14 protein-coding genes and 1 pseudogene are annotated in these 22,325 nt (G+C 52.4%); 10 read left to right on the top strand and 5 right to left on the bottom strand.

The features are described from left to right. The first annotated feature begins 132 nt into the window (after nt 1-132). Nucleotides 133-678 carry a DUF420 domain-containing protein gene (locus SH449x_RS00075; protein WP_482379280.1) on the top strand — a complete coding sequence of 182 codons (546 nt, stop codon included), beginning with the start codon at nt 133-135 and terminating at the stop codon, nt 676-678. Nucleotides 679-1,008: 330 nt separating this feature from the next. On the opposite strand, the gene SH449x_RS00070 is transcribed toward SH449x_RS00075, so the two are convergent. Then, entirely contained in the window at nt 1,009-1,791 is a 783-nt protein-coding gene (locus SH449x_RS00070; protein ID WP_482379279.1) for a FliA/WhiG family RNA polymerase sigma factor, read from the bottom strand. A gap of 300 nt (nt 1,792-2,091) precedes the next feature. Beyond that, nucleotides 2,092-2,322, bottom strand: a complete 231-nt coding sequence (locus SH449x_RS00065) for a hypothetical protein (RefSeq protein ID WP_482379278.1) — start codon at nt 2,320-2,322, stop codon at nt 2,092-2,094. A 189-nt stretch (nt 2,323-2,511) separates the two neighbouring features. On the opposite strand from SH449x_RS00065, the gene SH449x_RS00060 reads away from it, so the two are divergent. Genes SH449x_RS00060 through SH449x_RS00050 form a run of 3 tightly spaced genes read left to right on the top strand, consistent with a single transcriptional unit; the run spans nt 2,512 to nt 4,524 of the window. Continuing rightward, nucleotides 2,512-2,886 carry a rhodanese-like domain-containing protein gene (locus tag SH449x_RS00060; RefSeq protein WP_482379277.1) on the top strand — a complete coding sequence of 125 codons (375 nt, stop codon included), beginning with the start codon at nt 2,512-2,514 and terminating at the stop codon, nt 2,884-2,886. Between the two features lie 26 nt (nt 2,887-2,912). Then, on the top strand, nt 2,913-3,917 hold the full coding sequence (ispE, locus tag SH449x_RS00055) for a 4-(cytidine 5'-diphospho)-2-C-methyl-D-erythritol kinase (protein WP_482379276.1): 1,005 nt from the start codon (nt 2,913-2,915) through the stop codon (nt 3,915-3,917). Nucleotides 3,918-3,954: 37 nt separating this feature from the next. Continuing rightward, nucleotides 3,955-4,524 (top strand): septation protein SpoVG family protein, encoded by a 570-nt coding sequence (locus SH449x_RS00050; protein ID WP_482379275.1) that lies wholly within the window; start codon nt 3,955-3,957, stop codon nt 4,522-4,524. 54 nt (nt 4,525-4,578) lie between these two features. Here SH449x_RS00050 and SH449x_RS00045 read toward each other — a convergent pair whose 3' ends face one another. After that, a complete protein-coding gene (locus SH449x_RS00045) occupies nt 4,579-6,027 on the bottom strand; it encodes a DUF1501 domain-containing protein (RefSeq protein ID WP_482379274.1) in 1,449 nt (482 codons plus the stop codon). After that, nucleotides 6,024-9,578, bottom strand: a complete 3,555-nt coding sequence (locus tag SH449x_RS00040) for a DUF1553 domain-containing protein (protein WP_482379273.1) — start codon at nt 9,576-9,578, stop codon at nt 6,024-6,026. The genes SH449x_RS00045 and SH449x_RS00040 overlap by 4 nt, the downstream gene beginning before the upstream one ends. A gap of 492 nt (nt 9,579-10,070) precedes the next feature. Between SH449x_RS00040 and SH449x_RS00035 the strand changes: the two genes are divergently transcribed. The 6 genes and pseudogenes from SH449x_RS00035 to SH449x_RS00010 all read left to right on the top strand — a co-directional run. Further along, nucleotides 10,071-11,198: a HEAT repeat domain-containing protein gene (locus tag SH449x_RS00035; RefSeq protein WP_482379272.1), complete on the top strand. Its 1,128-nt coding sequence runs from the start codon at nt 10,071-10,073 to the stop codon at nt 11,196-11,198. Between the two features lie 26 nt (nt 11,199-11,224). Then, complete coding sequence (locus SH449x_RS00030) at nt 11,225-12,499, top strand: outer membrane protein assembly factor BamB family protein (RefSeq protein WP_482379271.1); 1,275 nt, start codon at nt 11,225-11,227, stop codon at nt 12,497-12,499. Then, complete coding sequence (aroA, locus tag SH449x_RS00025) at nt 12,496-13,854, top strand: 3-phosphoshikimate 1-carboxyvinyltransferase (RefSeq protein ID WP_482379270.1); 1,359 nt, start codon at nt 12,496-12,498, stop codon at nt 13,852-13,854. Before SH449x_RS00030 ends, aroA begins: the two co-directional genes overlap by 4 nt. Nucleotides 13,855-13,859: 5 nt before the next feature. Next, entirely contained in the window at nt 13,860-14,378 is a 519-nt protein-coding gene (locus SH449x_RS00020; RefSeq protein WP_482379269.1) for an NUDIX hydrolase, read from the top strand. Nucleotides 14,379-14,778: 400 nt separating this feature from the next. Further along, the gene (locus SH449x_RS00015) at nt 14,779-17,352 is read left to right on the top strand and encodes a dockerin type I domain-containing protein (protein WP_482379268.1); all 2,574 of its coding nucleotides are present in this window, start codon (nt 14,779-14,781) and stop codon (nt 17,350-17,352) included. 879 nt (nt 17,353-18,231) lie between these two features. Further along, nucleotides 18,232-21,168: pseudogene (locus SH449x_RS00010) on the top strand (vitamin B12-dependent ribonucleotide reductase); the annotation flags it as partial. Between the two features lie 65 nt (nt 21,169-21,233). Here SH449x_RS00010 and SH449x_RS00005 read toward each other — a convergent pair. After that, nucleotides 21,234-22,325, bottom strand: a complete 1,092-nt coding sequence (locus SH449x_RS00005; RefSeq protein ID WP_482379267.1) for a helix-turn-helix domain-containing protein — start codon at nt 22,323-22,325, stop codon at nt 21,234-21,236.

Below are 22,325 nucleotides of genomic sequence, written 5' to 3'. Positions count from 1 at the left end.
TGCACAGGCACGTCGCACGGGTCTATCTACGTTTTATCAGTCCACCATGCGGCCCCAATCCTCGGCGGATCGCGTGATGCGATCTGACTTTTCGAGTTTTTCGTTCCAACAAATTTTTAGGCAGCATCAATAGTGTCCAGCGTTCCATCAGGCTTAGCAGAGAAAAACGCCAATCTCGTCGTGAATGTTCTATCGGTCGCCATCCCGGTCGTCGTAGCTTTGCTGCTCGGGGTTCCGTTTAAACTGGATTTGGGTAGCTGGACCAAAGTGATTCCCCATGTAATCGGAGGGATTAACACAATCACCTCACTTATTCTTGTCGCAGGCTTTATCGCCCAGAAGGCCGGAAAGATAAATTTGCACCGACTTTTGATGTCTAGCGCGATAGGCTTGGGGGCATTGTTTCTCGTATGTTACGTGACCTACCATCTAACCAATGAGTCGACGCGTTTCGGAGGCGAGGGGCCTATCCGAATCGTTTATTATTTTGTTTTGATCTCACACATCGCCTTGTCGCTCGTCGTCCTGCCTCTCGTGCTAAGGGCTTTTCTGTTCGCATTCACGAATCAAATTGCCCGACATAGACGAGTCGCCAAATGGGCGTTCCCTATTTGGCTGTATGTCTCCGTCACAGGAGTTATCGCTTATCTTATGATCTCACCGTATTATGGAAGCTAGGATTGCGTCGCGCAGCAATGTCCCTCATAGGGGAACGGGCGCGAGCTCTTCCTATAGGGCGTCAACGAATCAATCGCCTACCAACTTAACCTGTCCGGTCGGCAAGCTTTGAAGAAAGATGGATGTGACCCCGATTAGTCACCAGCGATTTACGGCTGTTCTCGCTAAAGGTGACTCTGTGCTCGCTTCGCATTGCCGGAGTCACCGTATGTCTTGCGCCATTACGCTTACATCACGGTTGCAAAAAAATAAACCGGGCATTTGATACTGCCCGGTTCATGAGATGTTTGACAAGCGAATGATTTGCCTGCGAGCTTTGCAAGGAACAGCTTAGTCCATTTCAGGTCGCTTGCGTCCCAACTGCTCTTGCAACCGTTGTACGATGCTCGTGTGCATTTGGCTAACACGGCTCTCGCTGAGATCGAGAGTTGCCCCAATCTCCTTCATCGTCAATTCTTCGTAGTAGTAAAGAATGATGATGAGGCGTTCATTGCGGTTGAGACCTTTCGTGACAAGTCTCATGAGGTCGCTCTTGCTGACGCGACGGGTGGGGTCTTCGCTACGTTTATCTTCGAGAACATCGATCTCTCGAACATCTTTGTAGCTATCGGTTTCGTACCATTTCTTATTGAGCGATACCAAGCCCACGGCAGCGGCGTCACTCTTCATCTTCTCGAGCTCGTCAATACTTATGCTCATGTATTGCGAGAGCTCGTGATTGGAAGGGGAGCGGCCGTATTTGGCTTCCAGCAGTTTGGTCGCCTCATTGAGCTTGCTCGCCTTGCTCCGAACGAGTCGGGGCACCCAGTCCATGGTTCGCAGCTCATCTAACATTGCCCCGCGAATTCGGGGGACACAGTAGGTTTCGAACTTCACACCTCGCTCGAGATCGAACGCATCAATGGCATCCATCAAGCCAAAGATTCCAGCGCTGATAAGATCATCGAGCTCGACTCCCTCGGGGAGTTTTGCTCGGAGCCGTTCGCCATTAAAGCGAACTAGAGGCATGTAGCGCTCGATGAGAATGTTTCTCAGATCGACGTTGCTGGTGTCCGCTTTGAATTTCGTCCAGGTTTCAGCAATGTCGATATTCGATGCTACGGTTGTCGCCATCCGATCCTCCGTGATTGCTATGGCTTGTTAAACGTGCCCCGTTCAGGACACGCAGTTGAAATCTTGACTCAGTGGTGCTGCTGTCGCAGCGGACCATTTCGCTTCCTGCTACGTGGTCACGAGTCGCAGTGGTACCGTTCGCTGGATAAATCCGACACCACGAAGGGGGGACTTTACCGACTTCATCTTGGTATTTCTACACCAGTTGGAGAAAGAACTTTGCAGTCTATTTCTCCGACCTTTGCTGAACTACCCAGACTCTCAGTCGGATAAGGTCTCACCCTCGCAAATCGCCAGGCTTCAATCCTTTTTATTCATTTGCTCGACTCTTCGCCGAAAATCCATTTCCACACTATGCCTTACGGCTTGATCCGCTGCATGCCCCATTAGCCAACCGAGGCCAGCAAAGGGGAACAAAATCGTTAGACCTTGAATGAGTATGGCATCAGGAGAAGAGTTCGAGAGGAGCCCCGAAACTATGCTACCGCTTAGGGCTATCGCTCCCAAACATGCGGCATAGGTCCGACCCATCAATAACTCTCCTTTTCCAAGCGAATTTCGTGGCGAGCAAAATCGTTACGAAATCGATACATTTGACCCGTGAACTACACTATCGGCATCGAACGTACTGGTTCTGCAGCCTGTTGCGAAAAAATTCAAGATTGAGTTGAATAGGTGCAATTAACCCTTACCCAATTTGCGCAGACGACGGAGAACAGGATGGCCAAGCAACACGCACCCCGCTTTTTAGAGTTGGTGGAAAGCATTCGCCCCCACGTAAAAGAATGTTCCGTCCACGATCTTATGGCTCGACGCAATGAAGGCAAGCCTCCCGTTGTAATCGATGTCCGCGAGGAGAGCGAGTTCGCGGATGGGCATATCCCCGGGGCGATCCACTTGAGCAAAGGGATCATTGAGCGAGACATAGAAAAGACCATTCCGGATTTCGATGCCGAGGTTTTCCTGTACTGCGGTGGGGGATTTCGCTCAGCCTTGACCGCCTACAACTTGCAAAAAATGGGTTACACCAACGTGATCAGTGTAGACGGGGGTTGGAGTGGCTGGACCGGTGCCGGCTATGAGACGGAAAAGTAATTCGTACACAAATCGACTGATCATCTATGAAGCTACAGCGAATTGATGGTGGTTTTCACACGACCGTCCCCTGCAAGGTGAATCTCGCTTTGCGAGTCAACGGGTGCCGCGAGGATGGCTATCACGAACTCGAAACGATCATGCTGGCAGTCGGGCTATGCGACGAGTTGGAGTTTCGACCGGATTCGACTGGGGAATTTCAACTTCAGATCGACTTCTCTGATGCCGAGCTGCTGGCTCCCGACGATCCAGCTTGGGACGTGCCTGACGATGCTCGAAACCTGGTAATAAAGGGAATTGAAGCTGTCGCTCGGGCTTTTGAAACTAACAAGCTCGGTAGAAAACTCGGCGGAAATCTCCGTCTGAAGAAGAGGATACCCAGCCAGGCAGGGCTCGGGGGTGGAAGCGCCGATGGCGCCGCCGCGATCATGCTGGGGGCAATTGCTAGCGTCGGCGAGTCGTTCTCCTGGAAAACGCACTTTCCGGTGTGCCAGCAGGTGGCAGCATCGCTTGGGAGCGATCTAAATTTTTTCCTTGAGGGACGTGCCTCGACGGACACTTGGGTTGCGACTTGCCGAGGCAGGGGGGAGTTGATCAACCCCATCGACGCTACCGTGAATGGCTGGCTTGTCGTCGCTCACCCACCGGCGGGTTGCTCGACCAAAGAGGTTTTTGCGAGGCTACGATTGGGGAAAAACCAAGACCACACGGTTTCCAATGTGTTAGAATCTTTAAAATCCGAACAGCTAACCAGCCTGGGGAACTCACTGTTCAACGATTTAGAGGAAGCAGCGAGCCAGGTGACACCGTACATCGAACGTGTGCGAAACTGGTTTGATCGTTACGATCATCTTGGTCAGTGCATGTCCGGGAGCGGATCAGCCCGGTTTTGCTTGTGCGATAACCGGGAGCAAGCCGAAATAATAGCAAATGATATTCGATCGAAGGGGGTACGCGCCTACGCGGTTCAACCTTGGATGCAACCGTCGATGGCTAGCCAGTTGACAGCCATGTGGTTATCGGAACCGTAGGGGCCGCGGTCCCAAGAAAAGGGAGTGAAGCGGAAAAATGGAAATTACAGAGGTTCGCATCAAATTGATGGAGGACTCGGAGGACCGCCTTCGCGCGTTTTGCTCCATTACGATTGATCATTGCTTTGTTATTCGAGATCTAAAGATCATCGAGGGGGCAAATGGACCGTTTGTTGCCATGCCCAGCCGCAAACTTTCTGCACGTTGCGGCCGCTGTGGGAACAAAAACCATCTTCGCAGTATGTATTGCAATCAGTGTGGTTCACGACTGAGAGGTATGCAGGACCTCCGAGACGTCGAGGGTGGGAACGCCAACAAACTCTACGCCGATATCGCGCACCCCATCAATCAAGAGTGCCGAGACATGATTCAACAATCGGTCATTGGCGAATACTCTCTAGAATTGGAACGTGCAAAACTGCCCGGCTACAAATCTCGTTACGACGACGAGTATTCGGAGCAGGCCCCTCAACCGGAAGTGAGCAAAAATCTAGGAAACGCGCCCCGCCCCAACATGCTGGATCGCACCCCCAACTCTTCCAACCAAACGACGGACCATTCGTCCATCTCCCAAGATCCAAAAGACTTTGGAGATGGAATATTCTGACCGGAGAACGATGCTATTCGTTCGGCCTAAGGAACAACGGTGAAAACAACATGCCTAGGCTAGGATCGGCTTGACGACATCTCCATGCACGTCGGTCAATCGATAGTCTCGTCCCTGAAACCTAAAGGTGAGCTTGGTGTGATCAAAGCCTAGCAAATGCAACCATGTCGCTTGTATGTCATGAACATGCACCGGATTCTCAGCGATGGAAAAGCCAAGTTCATCGGTCATACCGTAGTCAAACCCGCCCTTGGTGCCTCCTCCAGCCATGAACATTGTGAAGCAATCAGGATAATGATCCCGCCCCAGGATATCACCCGTGGCTGTTCGCCCCTCGCGGAAAGGAGTCCGACCAAACTCCCCGCCCCAAATAATTAAAGTGTCATCTAACAGTCCGCGACGCTTGAGGTCCCGAATCAGTGCCGCAACCGGCTTGTCCATCGTTTCGCATTTTTTGGTCAAGCCATCGCGAATGTCCTCCCCAGGACCGGTACCGTGGAAATCCCAACCCCAATCAAATAACTGCACATAACGTACCCCTGACTCGACGAGCCTTCTGGCTAACAGGCAATTGTTCGCCAAACTTGCAGCTCCGACTTGCGCTCCGTACTCATCGAGGGTCTCCTGGGTTTCTTTGGTAATATCCATCACCTCGGGTACGCTCGTTTGCATCCGAAACGCTAACTCGTACTGCGAAATTCTGGTCTGCGTTTCGGGATGCCCAAGCTTTTCTGACTGAATTTGGTTGAGTTGCTGCAATGCATCCAAAGTCTTGCGCCGCAATTCTCTCGTCATCCCAGGTGGATCCGACGCATACAGTACGGGATCTCCCTGCGAACGACACTGAACACCTTGATACACCGAAGGCAGGAAGCCACTCCCGAATGAGTTCTTACCACCATTGGGTTGGACTCCACTACTGATTAAAACGACATAGGCGGGCAAGTTCTCGTTTTCACTTCCCAAGCCATACGTCACCCATGACCCAAAGGAGGGGCGACCGCTTCGAGGCGAACCTGTGTATACCAGCAACTCTGCTGGAGCATGATTGAATTGATCCGTATGAAGGCTATGAACCAAACACAACTCGTCAGCCACCTTCTGCAAATGAGGCAAACAGTCAGCCAGCATCAAGCCCGACTCACCGCACTTGGTAAACTTTTGTCTAGTCCCCAGGAGTTTAGGTACCCCTGTAGTGAACGCAAATTCCTTCCCCTTGAGAACCGAATCCGGTGCGTCTTGCCCGTCCATCTCAATCAACTTTGGCTTGTAATCAAACATGTCGAGATTGGGGGGCGAGCCGGTCATGTGCAAATAAATGACTCGCTTGGCTCGCGCCGGAAAATGTGCCGCGCGCGGTGCCAAGGGATTGCTCCCCAGATCTGCACCCCCAAAAACCTTGCCCCCGAGATTCTGCAGAGCTAACGCTCCTAATCCTCCAGAAGCCATCCCCAGAAAGTAACGGCGAGTCGAATTCAACAAAAGGTTGTGTTGTGGGTTCATCGTTTCATCAAAAATTCGTCGAGGTTTAAAACGACATTGCAAAGGGCAGTCCATGCCGCTAGCTGATTTACGTCAGAGTCTGCTGGCAGGGCGCCGATAGGTTCGGTCGCTAACCGGATCGCTTGTTCAGGTGAGCCCTTTAAGTCTTCTATAAGTTGCTCCAACAGCGATTGCAACGCATCGATTTCTCGCTGGGTTGGGACGCGAGAGACCGCATGCTCATAGACCCGTGTGATGTGTTCCTCGAAACTACCACCAGGTAGCTCATAAGCAACGACCCGTCTCGCCAAACCCTGTGCGGCTTCAATGAAAACGGGGTCGTTGAGAGTCACCAGCGCCTGCAACGGCGTATTGGTACGATCTCGTTTCAACACGCAAACCTCGCGATTAGGGGCGTCAAAAGTAGCCATAGAGGGATACGGATTGGAGCGTCTCCACTGGGTGTAAAGTCCGCGTCGGAAACGGTTTTCACCTTGGCTGGTCTCCCAATCTGTACGGCTGCCAAACGCAGCCGTGAGCCCCATCGATGGTTGAGGAGGTCGCGTTGGAGGACCAAACATCTTGTGGGAAAGCAACCCGCCAGCTGCGAGAGCCGCATCTCGAATTTGCTCGGCCGTCGCACGAAACCGAGGACCTCGGGAAAGATACAGATTATCGGGATCCTCTTCGTACCGCTCGACGCTGACCGTCGAAACCTGTCTGTAGGCGGAGGACATCGCGATTTCCTTGAGGAACGCTTTTGTGTCCCATTCCAAATCGATTAGTCTTTGGGCCAAATAGTCAAGCAATTCGGGGTGAGTTGGTAAATCACCTTGTGATCCAAACTCCTCGCTCGTTTTGACAATCCCCGTACCAAACAGGTTTTCCCAATATCGATTCGCGATAACCCTAGCCGTGAGTGGATTGTCTCTCTGCATGAGCCAGTGGGCAAGGTCGAGTCTGTTCAAGCCTTTCTTACCAGACGTTGATTCCGAAAGTTCTTCCGGTGGTTGATAGGGATGAAAGGCGCTCGGCAATCCCGGTTCGACTTGCTCACCATGCACTTTGTAATTGCCTCTTAGCTGCACAAAGGTCTGGCGTCGCTTCTCCACGGGCAAGTCCTTCATAATCGGGACGGTTGTCGCGGGCTGAAGAACTTCTAGTTCGCGATTCAACGCTGCTAAGCGATCTCGCGAAGCTTGCCGTTCAGGCGAAATCCTAGAAACGTAGAACTGATGTAAAGCCAACGAATCTTCCGCAGTTCTCGCATCGACTTCCTTTTGAACAATCGCCAGCACCGAAGCGGGTAGACTGGTGGAGTCTTTCAGGTTGCTGGCGTCTGTGGCTGCAAGCCGGAAACGGGAGAGGACATGTTTTTCGTTATCCGATTCGAACCCTAGCAATATTCGGAGTGTCATGGGAACTGACCAAGAGCTGATGGCCGCATTTAGATCTTCCGAATCGAACGTTAGTATCAGCTCGTGCGGTTGGTTAATCGCACCGCCCACGGCCCACCCTGTTTTACGGTCACCGTCAATGGAGCGAGCAGCATCGAATCCAGATTGGGCATAGTCGGCAGTCACGCCGGTCCATTTGAGGTTTTTGGAAGGCACCAAGCCTATGGAGTTTTCCGCTTGCGGTTTCTGGACGGTGTAGGAAGCCAACTCTTGTCGTGACTCATCAAGAAGTTTCAATTGAACTCCCGCAAGACGATCTCCCACTCCTCCGTCGGTTCGATTCCAAACGGTGATCTGTTCGATAAGATGGTGTTGATCTAATTCGAGCTCCCACCAGGGGGAATCGCTCTGTTTTGTATGCGTGACCGAATTGTCGGTGTACACTCCCGATGTGTTGCCATCGATGGCACGTTCAGCAGCCCCAGCGTAGTCAACGCTGCTTTGAGTCGCACGTCCACTACTTGCGACGTTCACACCACCCGCAAAGGCTTGCACCTCCGCGAGCGATAAGATTTTGTTCTTGCCAGGTAGTTCAATGCGGATAAATTTCGCTCGAACACCTTTCGCGTTTTCCGACCGCAGCGAAGCTCGGACATCGGTCAGGACAAAGTTGCCGTTACCGAGAGCCGCACCGCCGCCGGGAAAGGCAGGATCCGGTACGGTTTCTAGCCGAATTCCTTGCCATGCCGCTATCTCCGAGGGGGAGTTGATCGGTAAATCGATCAAGTATCGATCCCGTTTGGCATCGGAACGGAGATCGACTAGTGAGGTGTCTTCGGGAGATAAGCGAAGGTTGAGAGAGGGATTCTTCTCCGAGATAACCGAACTAGGATGGAGTGGTTGCCAGGTGATGGGGGAGCGAATCGAGGCCTCCCATTGTTGTTGCTGAGGCAAGAGCGTTTCGTCCGCTGCCAGCAATACTGCTTCGAGATGTTTTCGTTCTCGCTTTAGTTCCTCGATACGATCGCGTTGTTCAGGTGTAAACCAAGTAAGCGTGGGGCTTTCGTCTCGGCGGTCGGCATCTTCGGATTGGTTCAAGATGGCAAAGACCTCAAAGTACTCCTTTTGCGAGATCGGATCGTATTTATGGCTGTGGCATTGCGCACAAGCCATCGTAACCCCCATCCAAACGGACATGGTGGTATTGACACGGTCGACGACTGCGACGTTGCGAAACTCTTCGTCGTTTGTGCCACCTTCGTTGTTGGTAAGCGTGTTTCTGTGAAAAGCTGTCGCGACGAGTTGGTCATCGTTTGGCTTAGGTAGAAGATCACCTGCCAATTGTTCTAGCGTGAACTGATCAAAGGGCATGTTGCTATTGAGAGCGCGGATGACCCAGTCACGATAGCCCCAGATCGTTCGCTCAGGGTCGTCCGCATAGCCAGCTGAATCGGCGTAGCGAGCTAGGTCAAGCCATTTGCGAGCCCAATGCTCCGCGTATGCTGGCGATGCCAACAACTCATCAACCCACTCTTCGTAAGTGTTGGGGCCGGGATCGGCGAGCAAGCGACGTTGCTGTTCGAGAGTGGGAGGCAGCCCGGTTAAATCCATCGACACGCGGCGAATCAACGTTCTCAGGTCGGCGGGTGGCGAGGGTGTCCAGCCTTTCTCGCAAAGCTTATTGAGCAGCAATTGATCGATTGGTCGTGTCGCCCATGATTCGAAACCTGGTAGTTGAGCGCTGCCGGACCAGTTGACAACTGCAACCGAGTCAAAGGCCCAGTGTTTGGAGTACTTCGCCCCGCTATCGATCCATAGTCGAATCAGTTCAGCTTCACGTTCGGTTAGTTTCTCGCCGAAGTGAGGTGGCGGCATGCGTTCTCCGTCATCCTCGCTAAGAATGCGTCGGAGCATTTCCGATTCGGAGGAATTGCCAGCCACGATAGCAAAGGAACCCGAGTCGGCTGGCTTAGTCGCCGTCTCGAAGGAATCCAAGCGCAGGCCACCCTCGATGGTCTCTTCGTCAGGTCCGTGGCAAGCAAAGCATCGGTTGCTCAAGATCGGTCGAATATCGGTTTTGAAGTCGACTTCGGTCTGAGCTAGAAGTTGATAAACATTCAAAGTGCAAAACAGCACGAGAACGAGTGAACCGGTCAAGACGCTTGGTTTCAACATTGATAGGAGGGATCAGGCAGGGAAAAATGCTGGGTCGTATCCCTCCATTATATGCGATTGTGCGGAAGTATGGTGGTCGAATTCAAAGGTTATTCCTGCAAGGATTTCAAAATGACATTTACGACTGCTTTGCCTTCGATAGATAACTATTGGCCCCCCTAAAAGTTTGACTAGACGAAAATAGGGTTCCAATCTAGGCAACTCCTATCTCGGATCGGCGGAGCGATCCGCGACATTGGCGCTGACCGCTCCGTCGATCAGTTGCCTGAATCGAATGAAGCGTTTGCCAATTTGTGACTCGACGATGGAATTAGATAGGTACAACGTGAGCACGAACGAATAATACCCGCTCCTCTTGGTCTAACGGGCCCTCGCCGTGGGGAATTAATCTGACAAGACGATCCTTCAAAGACTCGCTATAATCTCGGCTGTAGGTGTCCCCTGGTCGAGTTTTACACACGCTTTCGGAATAGAAAAAAGAGCGAGTTGACTATGCGAATTCCAGCTTTTTCGGTGGTGAAGCTTTCGATTTTAACCGTTTCGCTTGCTTGTTCCTCACTTAATACATGGGGGAGCGAACGGACGGCGGAATCGGAGAAGTATCTCCAAATCCTGAGAACTCTTGAGATTGGTGACGAATCGATGGTCCAGGGAGCAGCCGCAGCTGCTGGCCTCAAAGCCGCGAGCGATTGCCAGCTCCTCGATGTGCTGAACGCAATGAAAGATGCCACGCCCATCGGCAAGAACTGGTTGCTAGGTGTCGCCAATGCACGCTACTCGCAAACCACGGACTCTACTGACAAAACAACGCTTATTACAGAACTGGAACGTTTCCTTGCAGACGCGTCCCAAGACCACGAAGCTCGCTACACGGTCTTTACTTGGCTGACAGCCGGCAAGCCCGATTTGCGGAAAACGCTTTTGGAATCCATGTTGAGCGATCCCAGCCCCGAGCTGCGATACGCAGCTGTTCAACAAGCACTTGAGCAATCCCCGAACAGCGACGGACTCAAAGCGTTGCTTGCATCCGCTCGGCATCCCAATCAAGTTGTCGAGATTATCAATCGACTCGACAAAGCAAGCGTGAAAGTCGATCAGCGAGTGCACTTCGGATTTCTTTCCGATTGGAAGTTTGTTGGTCCCTTTGATCATGTCGGTAGCTTGAACTTTGAAAAAGCATTTGCCGTCGAAGGGGATTGGCTCAAAGGCTCACTCGCGGACGCATACGACGGCAAGCATGGCGAAGTCCAGTGGATCACGCATTCGACGATTGCCAAGGACGGGTCCGTGGATCTTGCAGCTCTCTACAACAAAGAGAAAGGCTGTATTGTGTACGGAATCACGGAGTTCGAGTCTCCGATTGAAGGGCCCGCTGAGTTGAGGATGGGCTGCATCAATGGGCATCGAGTTTGGCTTAACGGAGAGTTGGTGATGTCGAACGAAGTGTATCACTCGTCGATGCAGATTGATCAGTACATCGAGCCTATCATGTTGCAAAAAGGGACCAATCGCATTCTGGTCAAGATTTGCCAGAACGAACAGACCGAGAATTGGGCCCAACGGTACGTATTCCAAATTCGCATCTCTGACAGTACCGGCTTGGCCATTCCCTCCAACTAACAAACCAATACCTAAGAGTTTATAGCATGAAATTCCCAAATTATTTTACGAACAATCGCCGTCATCAGCATCGTCCGCTAAAGCATCTACGAGCACTTGCGACTTCCACTCTAGCCTTAGCATTTCTTACCGCTCCAGACGTTTCCCATGCGGACTGGCCCCAGTTTCGTGGGCCGATCTCCAATGCGACCTCCACCGAGGCCGATTTGCCCGTCGAGTTCGATGGTCCTTCTGGGAAGAATATCGCTTGGAAGGTGAGCATCCCAGGTCGGAGCGTCGGGGGGGCTATCGTCATCGGTTCCCAAGTCATCACGACCACCAGCACGGGCATGGACGAGCGGCGCGTTCAGTTGCTCAGCTTTGATGCTTCGACCGGGGCTCAAAACTGGTCGCAAGAATTCGTCGCCCGCGGCCGGCCATTTTGCCATCCGACCAGTGCCAATGCCGCCCCGACTCCAGCATCGGATGGAGAGCGAATCTATACGTTTTATAGTTCAAACGATTTGGCATGTGTCGACCTGCAAGGCAATCTAGTGTGGTATCGCTCCTTGGCGAGCGATTTCGTGAAAGCGGGCAACGACACCGGCATGAGTTCTTCTCCGTTGGTTGTGGATGGGATTTGTGTGGTACAAATCGAGTGCCAAGGGGACTCTTTCGTTGCTGGTCTAGATGCTCTGAACGGAACGATTCTTTGGAGAAAGGATCGGCCACGAAAGGCCAATTGGTCTTCGCCCGTGACTTATACGACGGTTGAAGGCAAGCCAGTGGTGGTGATTCATTCCGGTAGCGACGTGGCAGGGATCTCACCGAAGACCGGGGATATTGTTTGGTCGATGCCGCTCGGGTGCAGCTCCGTTGCTTCGAGCTTGGTTTACGAGAACCGGCTTTATGCACCGTCGCGGGGGGTGGTTGCATTCGATTTGGCCAGCTCAGGTGGTGAGCCCAGCGAGCTATGGAAGTCGACTCGTTTGGGAGTAGAGTCCTCGTCTCCTCTGGTGCTCAAGGACCGGATCTACACCGTTAAGGGGCCTGCGGTCTACGCGGGAGATATTTACACGGGAGACGTTAAGTGGCAGGCGCGAGTCGCCGAGGGAACCGTTTGGTCCAGCCCGGTCATAGCCCAAGATCGTCTGTATTTATTCGCGATGGATGGCAAGTGTACGGTAACGCAGATCGGAGATTCCGAAGGAGTGCGGCTAGCATCCAATGAGCTTGGAGAGGATGTGCTCGGCACACCGGCGATTGCTGGAGATGCGATGTACGTTCGCGGAGTCTCGTCTTTGTGGAAGATCGCCAAGTGAAATTGAAGGAAACAGAGCAGGTTCCCAGTACTGTCAGCCTAACACCGGTCGGCAAACCGGTTCACGGGTCTGTGCGAGTGCCAGGTTCGAAGAGCTTGACCAACCGCGCGTTGATCTGCGCGGCAATGGCCGAGGGGACTTCGGTGCTAACAGGTGTTCTGGAGAGTGAAGATACCGAGGTGATGATTCACGCTTGGAAATCGCTTGGCTTGGAATTGCATTGGCACAGGGATCAAGAGCTAGTCGAGATCGCAGGATGTAGTGGCAAGCCACCCAAGTTGAGTGGCGAGCTCTTCGTTGCCAACAGCGGGACCTCGATCCGCTTTTTGACAGCTGCATTAGCTACGACGCACGGGCGGTATACGCTCGACGGAGTAGCTCGGATGCGGGAACGACCCATTGGGGATTTATTGAGCGGGCTTTCTGCGTTGGGAGCAAACGTCGTCAGCCAAAATGGAGCGAGAGTCGATTGTCCTCCCGTTCTGATAAATGGGAATGGATTGAGAGGTGGAGTCGCTAAGGTAGCCGGAAGCGTTTCGAGTCAGTTTCTGAGCGGGCTATTAATGGCGGCACCGTATGCTGCTTCGGAGGTGCAGATTGCTGTCGATGGCGAGCTGGTTTCCAGACCGTATGTTGACATGACGATTGCTGTCATGCGAGAGTTCGGGGTGGAAGTAGAGGAAAGGGATGCACAGTTTCGTGTGCCTGCACCGAGGATGTATTGTGGTCGGGAGTATCGCATCGAGCCCGATGCTTCGGCGGCCAGTTATTTCTTTGGCATAGCGGCATTGACCAAAGGTACGGTTCGGGTGGAGGGGCTAGATTTCCAATCGTTGCAGGGGGACGTTCAATTCGCCAGGGTGCTGGAGCGCATGGGTTGTTCTGTACGTAGCGAGACCGGTTACATCGAGGTCACGGGTGGGGAACTCAAGGGCATTGATGTGGATATGAATGCGATAAGCGATACGGTTCAAACGTTGGCACCGATTGCATTGTTCGCCAAGGGCCCCACTCGTGTGAGGGGCGTGGCCCATAATCGCCACAAAGAGACCGATCGCATTGGCGACTTGGCACGCGAACTTAGAAAGTTCGGCACGAGAATCGATGAGCATGACGATGGATTGACAGTGCATCCCATCGATCCCATCGAATCGCAAACTGTACTGCTCGAGAGAACCGGGGGGCCCATTTGCATTGACACCTATCGCGATCATCGCATGGCGATGGGGTTGGGGATATTAGGATTAGTGTTGCCCAATATTTTGATTCGCGATCCCCGTTGCACAACCAAGACGTTTCCTAAGTACTTTGAAACGGTGGCAGCGTTAGTCGGTCAATTGCCTCAGTATTCGTAACAAGTATGAAGACACCTCGAAAGCTTTTTCAGGCCAAGCGATTTGCAGTGGAGGAGGTCTATGAACCCTTGCCCGACGGCACCGAGTTGGTGCGCAACGTAGTCCGTCATCCGGGGGCGGTAGTCATTTTGCCTTTGGTGGACGATGATCATGTATGCTTGATTCATACCTACCGAGCAGCTATCGATCGTTGGAATCTCGAGTTGCCGGCAGGCACCTTGGACAAAAATCTACCACCCCTTGAAGTGGCTCATTTAGAGTTAAAGGAGGAGACCGGGTATACCACTGGCCAGATGACGTTTGTGCATGCGTTCAATATGTCGCCTGGAATCCTGGATGAGAAGATGCATTTTTTTGTCGCCTCCAACTTACATCAAGGGGAGGCGGAGAGAGAGATAGGCGAACAGATGGTCAACAGAGTCGTCAGTTGGGCAGAAGTCGATCGCCTGTTGCGAGACCGTCAAATCATCGATGCCAAGACTTTGGTTTGTTTGTTATGGTACATGCGATATCGGAAGTTCTAATTTCCCCTTGATAATGGGGTTTTGCAGTAGGGAGGAGGATGCTTTGAATCCAAAAGGACAAGATCTGAAGCCGTTGGAGACCAAGAAGCTAAGGGCGAGTTTGCGGCCCCTCGTGGGGGACGAGCAGTGCAGTGTCGGAGGTTGCCCAGTTTGTGGTGGGCCTTTGATTGAGATTCGGGCCAAGTTTCACTGTCAGAAATGCCATCGAATTTGTGAAACTTGCTGCGAGGGAGGTCGGGGATAGTTTTTTGTTAATTTTCCGCCGAGGTACTGACATCTCGGGGGGGCAATTGGATACATTAAAGGAACACCACACGGTACGGCGCGTCTGGGAGATGCGGGTACACCACGTTCCTTTGCGATGGTCGGATCGGCAACGGTTCACCACATAGGCTTGGCCATGGCTCTATTTTCGAGAGTTGTAGACGTTAAACGCAATCGCTTTATCGCGAAGCGAGTCAGGTCGCGTATACTGTCGTTCGATAGTCTGGAGACCCGTAGGCTGCTAGCTGGCCTAGATGTATTTGTCTACTCCGATACCGATGGTTCTCGCGGTCTGAATTCGCCCATGGAGTCCGGTGTGGCGAGGCAAGTGGTATTCGTGGACTTGAACAGGAATGGTTCGCATGATGCAGGCGAGCCCATCGCGGTCACGAATAAGTCGGGGATCGCCTCTTTCAGTGGGTTGCCGTTAGCAGAATTTGATGTTCGGTTGCTTGGAACACCTGGCTTTGAGACCGAGCGTTTAGGAACAGGCGGTATAAGGATTCAGACAAGTCCGGTTCGAGCATCTTCGAATGAGCAGATCGTTGCGGATTTGGCGTTCGATGAAATTCTCGCCACGTTCCCAGCAAATGAATTTTTGGGGCGTCTGGGAAGCGAGCTCCAGCGATTCAATGCGGCTGGTGATTTGGTTGGGCCCCGGACCAGTATTCCGGGGCAATTGGTCGATTCAGCTTTCGAGGGCCAGCGTGGATGGTTGTTAGTCGACTCAGAAACAGCAGGCCGCGAGTTACTGCTTGTGACTCGCGACGGCTTGGTTGGGACGGAGGTGGATGCTTCGAGATGGCAAGCGGTCGAGTTTGTCGGAGAGAACTTATATGCATGGGACTCCAGCGATGGCTTGCTCGTAGTAGATCCGGCAGGGGGGGGCGTAGCAGCAAGGCTTGAGATGCCTACTGGCGGACAATTCGAACGGATTAGGTCGCTGGGTAGCGATCGAGTGGTCGTCGAAGAAATCGTTGGGGATGCCACGCGGCTCTCCGTGCATCGGCTGACTGAAGGCCGTGCTGTATTGGAAGCAGAACGTACGTTTGACCAGATTATTGCAAACTGGCAGACGAGAACTTTGGGTGATGCGATTTTTGTAGAAACGACGATTGGAGTCCATGTTCTAGATACAGCGGATGGATTGCGTTCGAAACACGTGTTTAGCGCTGCAACGTCACCAATCCTGGTCGATGCCGTAGCAGATCTCGTTTACACGGGTGTCCGGGGGGACGGCGAGGAACTTTCGGGCTGGGATCTCAGATTGGGCAAGCGGCTGGACTCCTTGCGAGTTGAGCGGAGCACGATTCCTTTTGAGAACGCTGTTTTGTCGAGCGACGGACGGTTTGTTGTTGTGCCGGGCCGTGATGGCTTGATTTTCCGTTCGATGAGTGAAGCGGTTGGAACCACTGTGAACTTGGCGAATGGGCCGGTCGAACGGGTTGCCATAGGAGTTCAGTTGGTTGGCGTTGGCCGACCGATTGCTGTTTTGGACCGGGCCGAGACCGTCGCAGTTTTAGAAGACCATCCCCGGGAGATTCGGATAGACGATCTATTTCCCAACCGAATTTCCGGTACGTTCGTGGTTGTGGTGCAACCTCCGGAGCGTGGGAGTTTAGAATGGTCGGCCGAGGGTGGTGGAGAGTACATCCCTTTCGAAAACGCGGAGGGGCAAGACGGTTTTACGGTCGCTTTGTTTGATGGACGAAATTGGTCAGCTTCGCACAGAGTTGAGCTTTACATCGAGGGTGTAAACGATCCACCTACCGCAATCAGGTTACCCCATCGACTAACCGTTTTGGCTAACTCCGCTGGAGCGGTTGTAGGACCAATAAGTGTAAAGGATGTCGACAGTGACGCGGTTTATGGCTGGATCGTGAGCGACCCACGTTTTGAGGTCCGAGATGGAGTTTTGAAGCTTCGCGATGACGTTTCCCTGTCGAGTTCAGAGTCAGAAACCATCACCTTCCAGCTACGCGCGGTGGAGATCAAAGATGGGTTTGTTGTAGTCAGCGAGACAGATTCAATCGAGCCACATTCGATTGAGACGACCGTGAGCTTGCAAGTTCTCCCAAATTCTCGAGAGAGTGTTTTCTTCGTTGCTCCGGAATACTCCGTGCCTGAGAATGTACCGGGAGTGTCGTTGGGCTACGTCTATGTAAGCGGTGAATTGTCTGCAGACCAGTATAGTTTCGCCGTGAGTGACGATCGATTCGAGGTCGTTGATGGCTTGTTCAAGTTAAAGGACAACGTTTCGTTGGCTTGGAAGACAGCGGACGCATTGCCCGTAACCTTGGTCGCATACGCTTCCTCGGGGGAGCAGTTAACGAAGGGGACGCTCATCCGCGTCATTCCAGACAGGAATTCCACGCGTAGTCCCTACGACGTCGATGGCGATGGCTTCATCACACCGCTTGATGTGCTGATCCTGGTCAACCACATCAATACTAACGGAACGGGAGCGATACCCGAGGAAGGGGAGGGAACGCGTCGGATCGATGTCGATGGTGACGGGTTGATTTCTCCGATCGATGTATTGATTTTGATCAACATCATCAATAGCCAATCGGATGGTGGGCCGATCGCGGCACCGCCGGTCGACCTTGAGGCGATTCCTTTGAGCGGCGAAGGCGAGCGCTCCGAGACGGAGTTTGGCTATCTCGATGATATCGCTCCTGACGTAAAACGGGCTAGGCGCGCCAGGTAAGCTTGGGATTTGGCGATTTTACTCACTTGTGGACTTGTCTCTGCCCGCCCTATTCGCGGCTGGCCCTATTCGCGGCTGGCCCTATTCGCAGCGGGAGCGGATCTGGCGTAGCCTGCCGACACGGTGGAGGCTTAGGTCCGCCGGGAGTTTTTTTGGTGGTAGAGCAGTTGTCGCGTCCGCAGGCATCAGTTCCGGGTGGCACGCTATGAGGAACAAAAGGCGTGTATGCTTTGGGTGGTAAGCTCTGAGGTCACGAAGGGCGTGTTGGAATGACGTCTCATCTTTCCTCTCGATCTCGCTGAAGAAGTTTTTTGGAAAATCTTCGTTCGTTGACCAAACGTGTCACTCCGGTGCACGATCATTCTCTAAGGTCCAATTATCACAGACTTTAGGCATAGCCATTACCAAATTGAGCATTGGTATGCCGAGGGAGTCCAAAGGCCACAACCCCATATAGGGCAAGCGGTTAGGTGATTGGACAACAAAAGTTTGACTTTGCTTCAGGAATCTGTACGATACGTCGGAAATGACGCAACATGTAGTGGCAGCAAACAGTAGCTGTACTAGGTATAGTAGTATTGCCGTACATGTCGTTTTAGGCAGATCCGCCGCCGACCGGGTGGAAAAGCCGAGGGCTTAATGCGTCGGAAGCTAAAGGAGAGGGTACGAAACCCGAGGTCGAACTGGACGTTTTCTAACTTATTTTGAAGCAGGGTAGCTCAGTCGATCGCATCCCGATTTATTCCGTCTGGATGGGTCTCCGTCACTTTGTTTCAAACACTTATTCCCGAAGGAGTCGTAGTATCCATGGCAACCGTAGAAATGGGCCACGAGCGTCGCACAAAGTCACGAACGACTAGAGAAGTTCGAGGGGACCGCAGCGGCTTAAAGATTGAATCTAGGTTTTGTCCACAGAACGTTGCCGACCCGTTTGAGACGGTGCAATGGGAGGTCCGAAGTGCTGCGATCAAGGACGAATCTGGCAAGGCACTGTTTGAACAAACCAATTGCGAAGTTCCTTCGACATGGAGTCAATTGGCTACAAACGTCGTTGTAAGCAAGTACTTCTACGGTGACCCGAATAACAAGGAAGAGCGGGAGCATTCTGTTCGCCAGTTGATTCACCGCGTAACTCGCACTTTGACCGACTGGGGGATGGCAGATGGCTACTTCGATACACCTGAGGATGGCGAGCGTTTTTATCGCGAACTGACCTGGTTGTGTCTCCACCAGGTTGGTGCCTTCAACTCCCCGGTATGGTTTAACGTCGGCCTTTTCAACCAGTATGGTGTTTCCGGGGCCAAGTGCAATTGGCACTTCAACGTCGAGAAAGGCTGTGTCGAGCAGCCTGAAAATCCTTACGAGTACCCACAAGGTTCAGCATGCTTTATCCAAAGTGTTGGAGACAACATGGAGGACATCATGCGACTGGCGACCAGCGAGGCGATGCTCTTCAAGTTCGGCTCTGGAACAGGTACTGATTTGTCTACCATTCGCAGCAGCCGAGAGAAATTGTCGGGGGGGGGGAAACCTAGCGGACCGCTCTCCTTCATGAGAGTCTACGATCAGATTGCGGCGGTAGTAAAGTCGGGGGGCAAGACGCGTCGCGCTGCTAAGATGCAATCGATCAAGGTATGGCATCCAGACGTTATGGAGTTTATTGAATGCAAGTGGCGTGAAGAGCAAAAGGCTCATGCTTTGATCCGTGAGGGTTATGACTCGAACTTTAACGGAGAGGCTTACTCGTCCGTCATGTTCCAGAACGCCAACCTATCTGTTCGCGTTACCGATGAATTCATGACAGCAGTCGCCAACGATCAAGCGTGGAAGACTCGCTGGGTGAGCGATAAATGCGACGAAGAACCGCCGACCTACCGAGCAAAAGACATTTTGAATCGAATGTCGGAGTGCGCATGGCAATGCGGTGACCCAGGCGTTCAGTACGACACGACTATCAATAAGTGGCATACGTGCCCCAACAGCGGTCGAATCAATGCGAGCAATCCTTGTTCGGAGTATATGTTCCTTGATAACACGGCTTGCAATCTGGCATCCATCAATTTGATGAAATTCCGAAAGGATGATGGCGCGTTTGATCACGAGGGCTTCACAGCAGCATGCCGTTTGTTCTTCATTGCTCAGGAAATTCTGGTCGATCATGCGAGTTACCCGACCGATCGCATCGCCCACAACAGTCACTTGTTCCGACCGCTCGGCCTTGGCTACTCGAATCTAGGTTCCCTGCTCATGACCAGCGGCACCTCTTACGATTCGTCCGAAGCTCACAGCTTGTGCGGAGCCATCACCGCTTTAATGCACGGTGCTGCCAATATGACCAGTGCAGAAATGGCAGGGGTTGTTGGACCGTTCGCTGAGTACGCAGAAAATGCAGAACCCATGATGCGAGTCATGCAGATGCACCGCAATGCGGTCGAGCAGATCAATTCTAAGGGGTCGGCTTACTTGAAAGATGCGGCGCGCAACGTCTGGGAAAAAGTCCTCGAATTGGGACAGCAGAACGGCTTCCGAAACGCGCAAGCGACGGTACTTGCACCAACAGGAACCATCAGCTTTATGATGGACTGCGACACGACCGGCATCGAGCCAGACATTGCTTTGGTCAAGTACAAGCAGTTGGCTGGTGGTGGTATGCTCAAGATTATCAACAAGTCGGTTGTACTCGGACTGAAGACGTTAGGGTATTCCCCTGAGCAAGTCATCGCCATTGAAAAGTACATTTCTGAAAAAGATACGATCGAAGGTGCTCCGCACATCAAGACCGAGCATTTGCCCGTATTCGATTGTGCTTTCACTCCCGCCAACGGAACTCGCAGCATTCGCTGGCAAGCCCACGTAGAGATGATGGCGGCCGCTCAACCGTTTCTATCCGGAGCGATCAGTAAGACGGTCAACATGCCCAAGGACAGTACCGTCCAGGATATCGCAGACGCCTATTTCTGGGGTTGGGAACTCGGTCTTAAGGCTATTGCGATCTATCGCGATGGATCCAAGCAGAGTCAGCCGTTGTCGACCAAATCGGAAGGTAAGAAGGCGGAAGAAGCACTGGCTGCAAAGACTGTTGAGAAGGTAGTGTTCAAGCCGCGTAGAGAGCGACTGCCTGATACTCGCAATTCGGTAACTCACAAGTTCAGCATTGCGGGACACGAAGGTTACCTCAGTGTGGGACTTTATCCTGACGGTCGACCTGGTGAGGTGTTCATCACGATGGCCAAAGAGGGAAGTACGGTCGGCGGATTGATGGACAGTTTCGGTACTGCGACCTCGATTGCGTTGCAATACGGAGTTCCACTCGAGGTTTTGGTGAACAAATTTAGCCATACTCGATTCGAGCCAATGGGACATACAACCAATCCAGATATTCGTATCGCTAAGAGTGTGATCGATTACATTTTCCGTTGGTTGGGAATCACCTTCCTCGATTCGTACAGGGAAGAGCACAAACAGAAAACGGAAGCGATTGGACAATCGAAAACGAATTCGTCGGAAGTCAATCTGCGAACACCTGTCGATGGGAATGGAGCGGTAGCACCGACTCAGTCCTACACAAGTGCAAGATTTGTAGGTTTCGACGATATCATTGCTCGAACCGAGGCGGTGAAAAATGGCAAGTCCGAATCACTCCCGGTTACGGAGAAAGTGACGCTCGACGCATCAAACAAACCTGAGGATCGCAACAAGCAGTTCGCTGGCTTCCAAGAGGACGCACCCGCCTGTGACAATTGTGGTTCCATCACCGTTCGAAATGGTAACTGCTACCTATGTCACAATTGCGGAAATAGCATGGGTTGTAGTTAAGCTCTAGCAATCGCGATAGAGAACTCAAGAAAAGCTCGAATCTAAGGGTCGAGCTTTTTTATTTTCTAGAGTAGCTTTTGACGAAGTCGCTCGGAGCATTGCAACAATTCCGGATCGTTTTCTAAATCCTCTTCAATCTTTTTGCAAGCGTGCATGACGGTGGTGTGATCACGTCCACCAAACAGTTCACCAATATGTTGAAAGGAAGATTGCGTCCATTTTCGAATCAGGTACATGGCCAATCCTCGAGCACGAACTACCCCCGCTTTTCGACTGGGGCCCTTCATCGATTCCAACGTTTGTTGCAGTTCGCGAGCGACATTCTTTGCGATTTCGGGTGGTGTTGGAGGAAGCTTCTGTTGATTTACTACCAACTGTTCGATCGAATTGGGCGACATCGGCTGATGGAGTGATTCCTCGATTCGCTGATGATGCTTCCAACGAGAGACGATCCCCTTAAGCTGTAGAGCGGAACACTGCTCGGGAAGTCGTGCATTCAGTTTGTCCAACTCGGATTGATCGGCGGTTAAGCCCGCGAGTTCAGCGATCTTGCGCAGCAAATCGAAGCGAATAGTTGGGGATGGAAAATGAATTTCAAGACTGTAACCGGAAAGTAGCCTACTAACCAAAGCGTCATTCCAACCGCTTGCGAATGTCGGCAAATACTGGGCGGTGCAGATCACCAATGTTTCGTTTTGCTCTGCGTTGTTCAAGAGTTCGATCAACTCGGATTGAACAGATTCCTTGCCACGGAGTTCATGAATGTTGTCAAGCAATAACGATTGGCAGCTGCGGAACTGGTTCCGAAAACGAGACATGTCGTCAGCTTCAAGTGCATGATGGAGGCTTCTCGCAAAATCGGTTGCACTCACCACTTCAAAGGTTCGAGAATTGTCGTGATTTAGCCAGCGCGCCATCAAGGTCAGTGCGAGGGTTGTTTTACCGGTCCCAGATGCACCGAACAACAGAACAGGGCTCCGCTGTGATAGCGTGGGGACCGTATCGGAATCAAACAGCTCGCGAACCAGATGATTTTCCGGGCCGACGGTAAACTGAGGCAGTATCGGCGCAGTCCCCAGATCCCGCAATCCTCGCCTCGATTTCGGACGTGGTGCCTGCAAAGTCAAGTTGGTTACTTGTGCAGCATCATCTAGCAT

This window comes from Brakhagea baltica, from assembly GCF_052161605.1.
In the GTDB taxonomy this organism is placed as follows: Bacteria; Planctomycetota; Planctomycetia; order Pirellulales; family Pirellulaceae; genus JBKCUI01.
The sequence above is the reverse complement of the archived record's forward strand: the minus strand, read 5'-3'. Positions and strand labels throughout refer to the sequence as shown.

Coding starts and splice junctions, on each gene's coding strand:
- SH449x_RS00070 (WP_482379279.1), bottom strand. CDS start 1,791: ATGGCGACAACCGTAGCATCGAATATCGACATTGCTGAAACCTGGACG.
- SH449x_RS00065 (WP_482379278.1), bottom strand. CDS start 2,322: ATGGGTCGGACCTATGCCGCATGTTTGGGAGCGATAGCCCTAAGCGGT.
- SH449x_RS00060 (WP_482379277.1), top strand. CDS start 2,512: ATGGCCAAGCAACACGCACCCCGCTTTTTAGAGTTGGTGGAAAGCATT.
- ispE (WP_482379276.1), top strand. CDS start 2,913: ATGAAGCTACAGCGAATTGATGGTGGTTTTCACACGACCGTCCCCTGC.
- SH449x_RS00050 (WP_482379275.1), top strand. CDS start 3,955: ATGGAAATTACAGAGGTTCGCATCAAATTGATGGAGGACTCGGAGGAC.
- SH449x_RS00045 (WP_482379274.1), bottom strand. CDS start 6,027: ATGAACCCACAACACAACCTTTTGTTGAATTCGACTCGCCGTTACTTT.
- SH449x_RS00040 (WP_482379273.1), bottom strand. CDS start 9,578: ATGTTGAAACCAAGCGTCTTGACCGGTTCACTCGTTCTCGTGCTGTTT.
- SH449x_RS00035 (WP_482379272.1), top strand. CDS start 10,071: ATGCGAATTCCAGCTTTTTCGGTGGTGAAGCTTTCGATTTTAACCGTT.
- SH449x_RS00030 (WP_482379271.1), top strand. CDS start 11,225: ATGAAATTCCCAAATTATTTTACGAACAATCGCCGTCATCAGCATCGT.
- SH449x_RS00020 (WP_482379269.1), top strand. CDS start 13,860: ATGAAGACACCTCGAAAGCTTTTTCAGGCCAAGCGATTTGCAGTGGAG.
- SH449x_RS00015 (WP_482379268.1), top strand. CDS start 14,779: ATGGCTCTATTTTCGAGAGTTGTAGACGTTAAACGCAATCGCTTTATC.
- SH449x_RS00005 (WP_482379267.1), bottom strand. CDS start 22,325: ATGCTAGATGATGCTGCACAAGTAACCAACTTGACTTTGCAGGCACCA.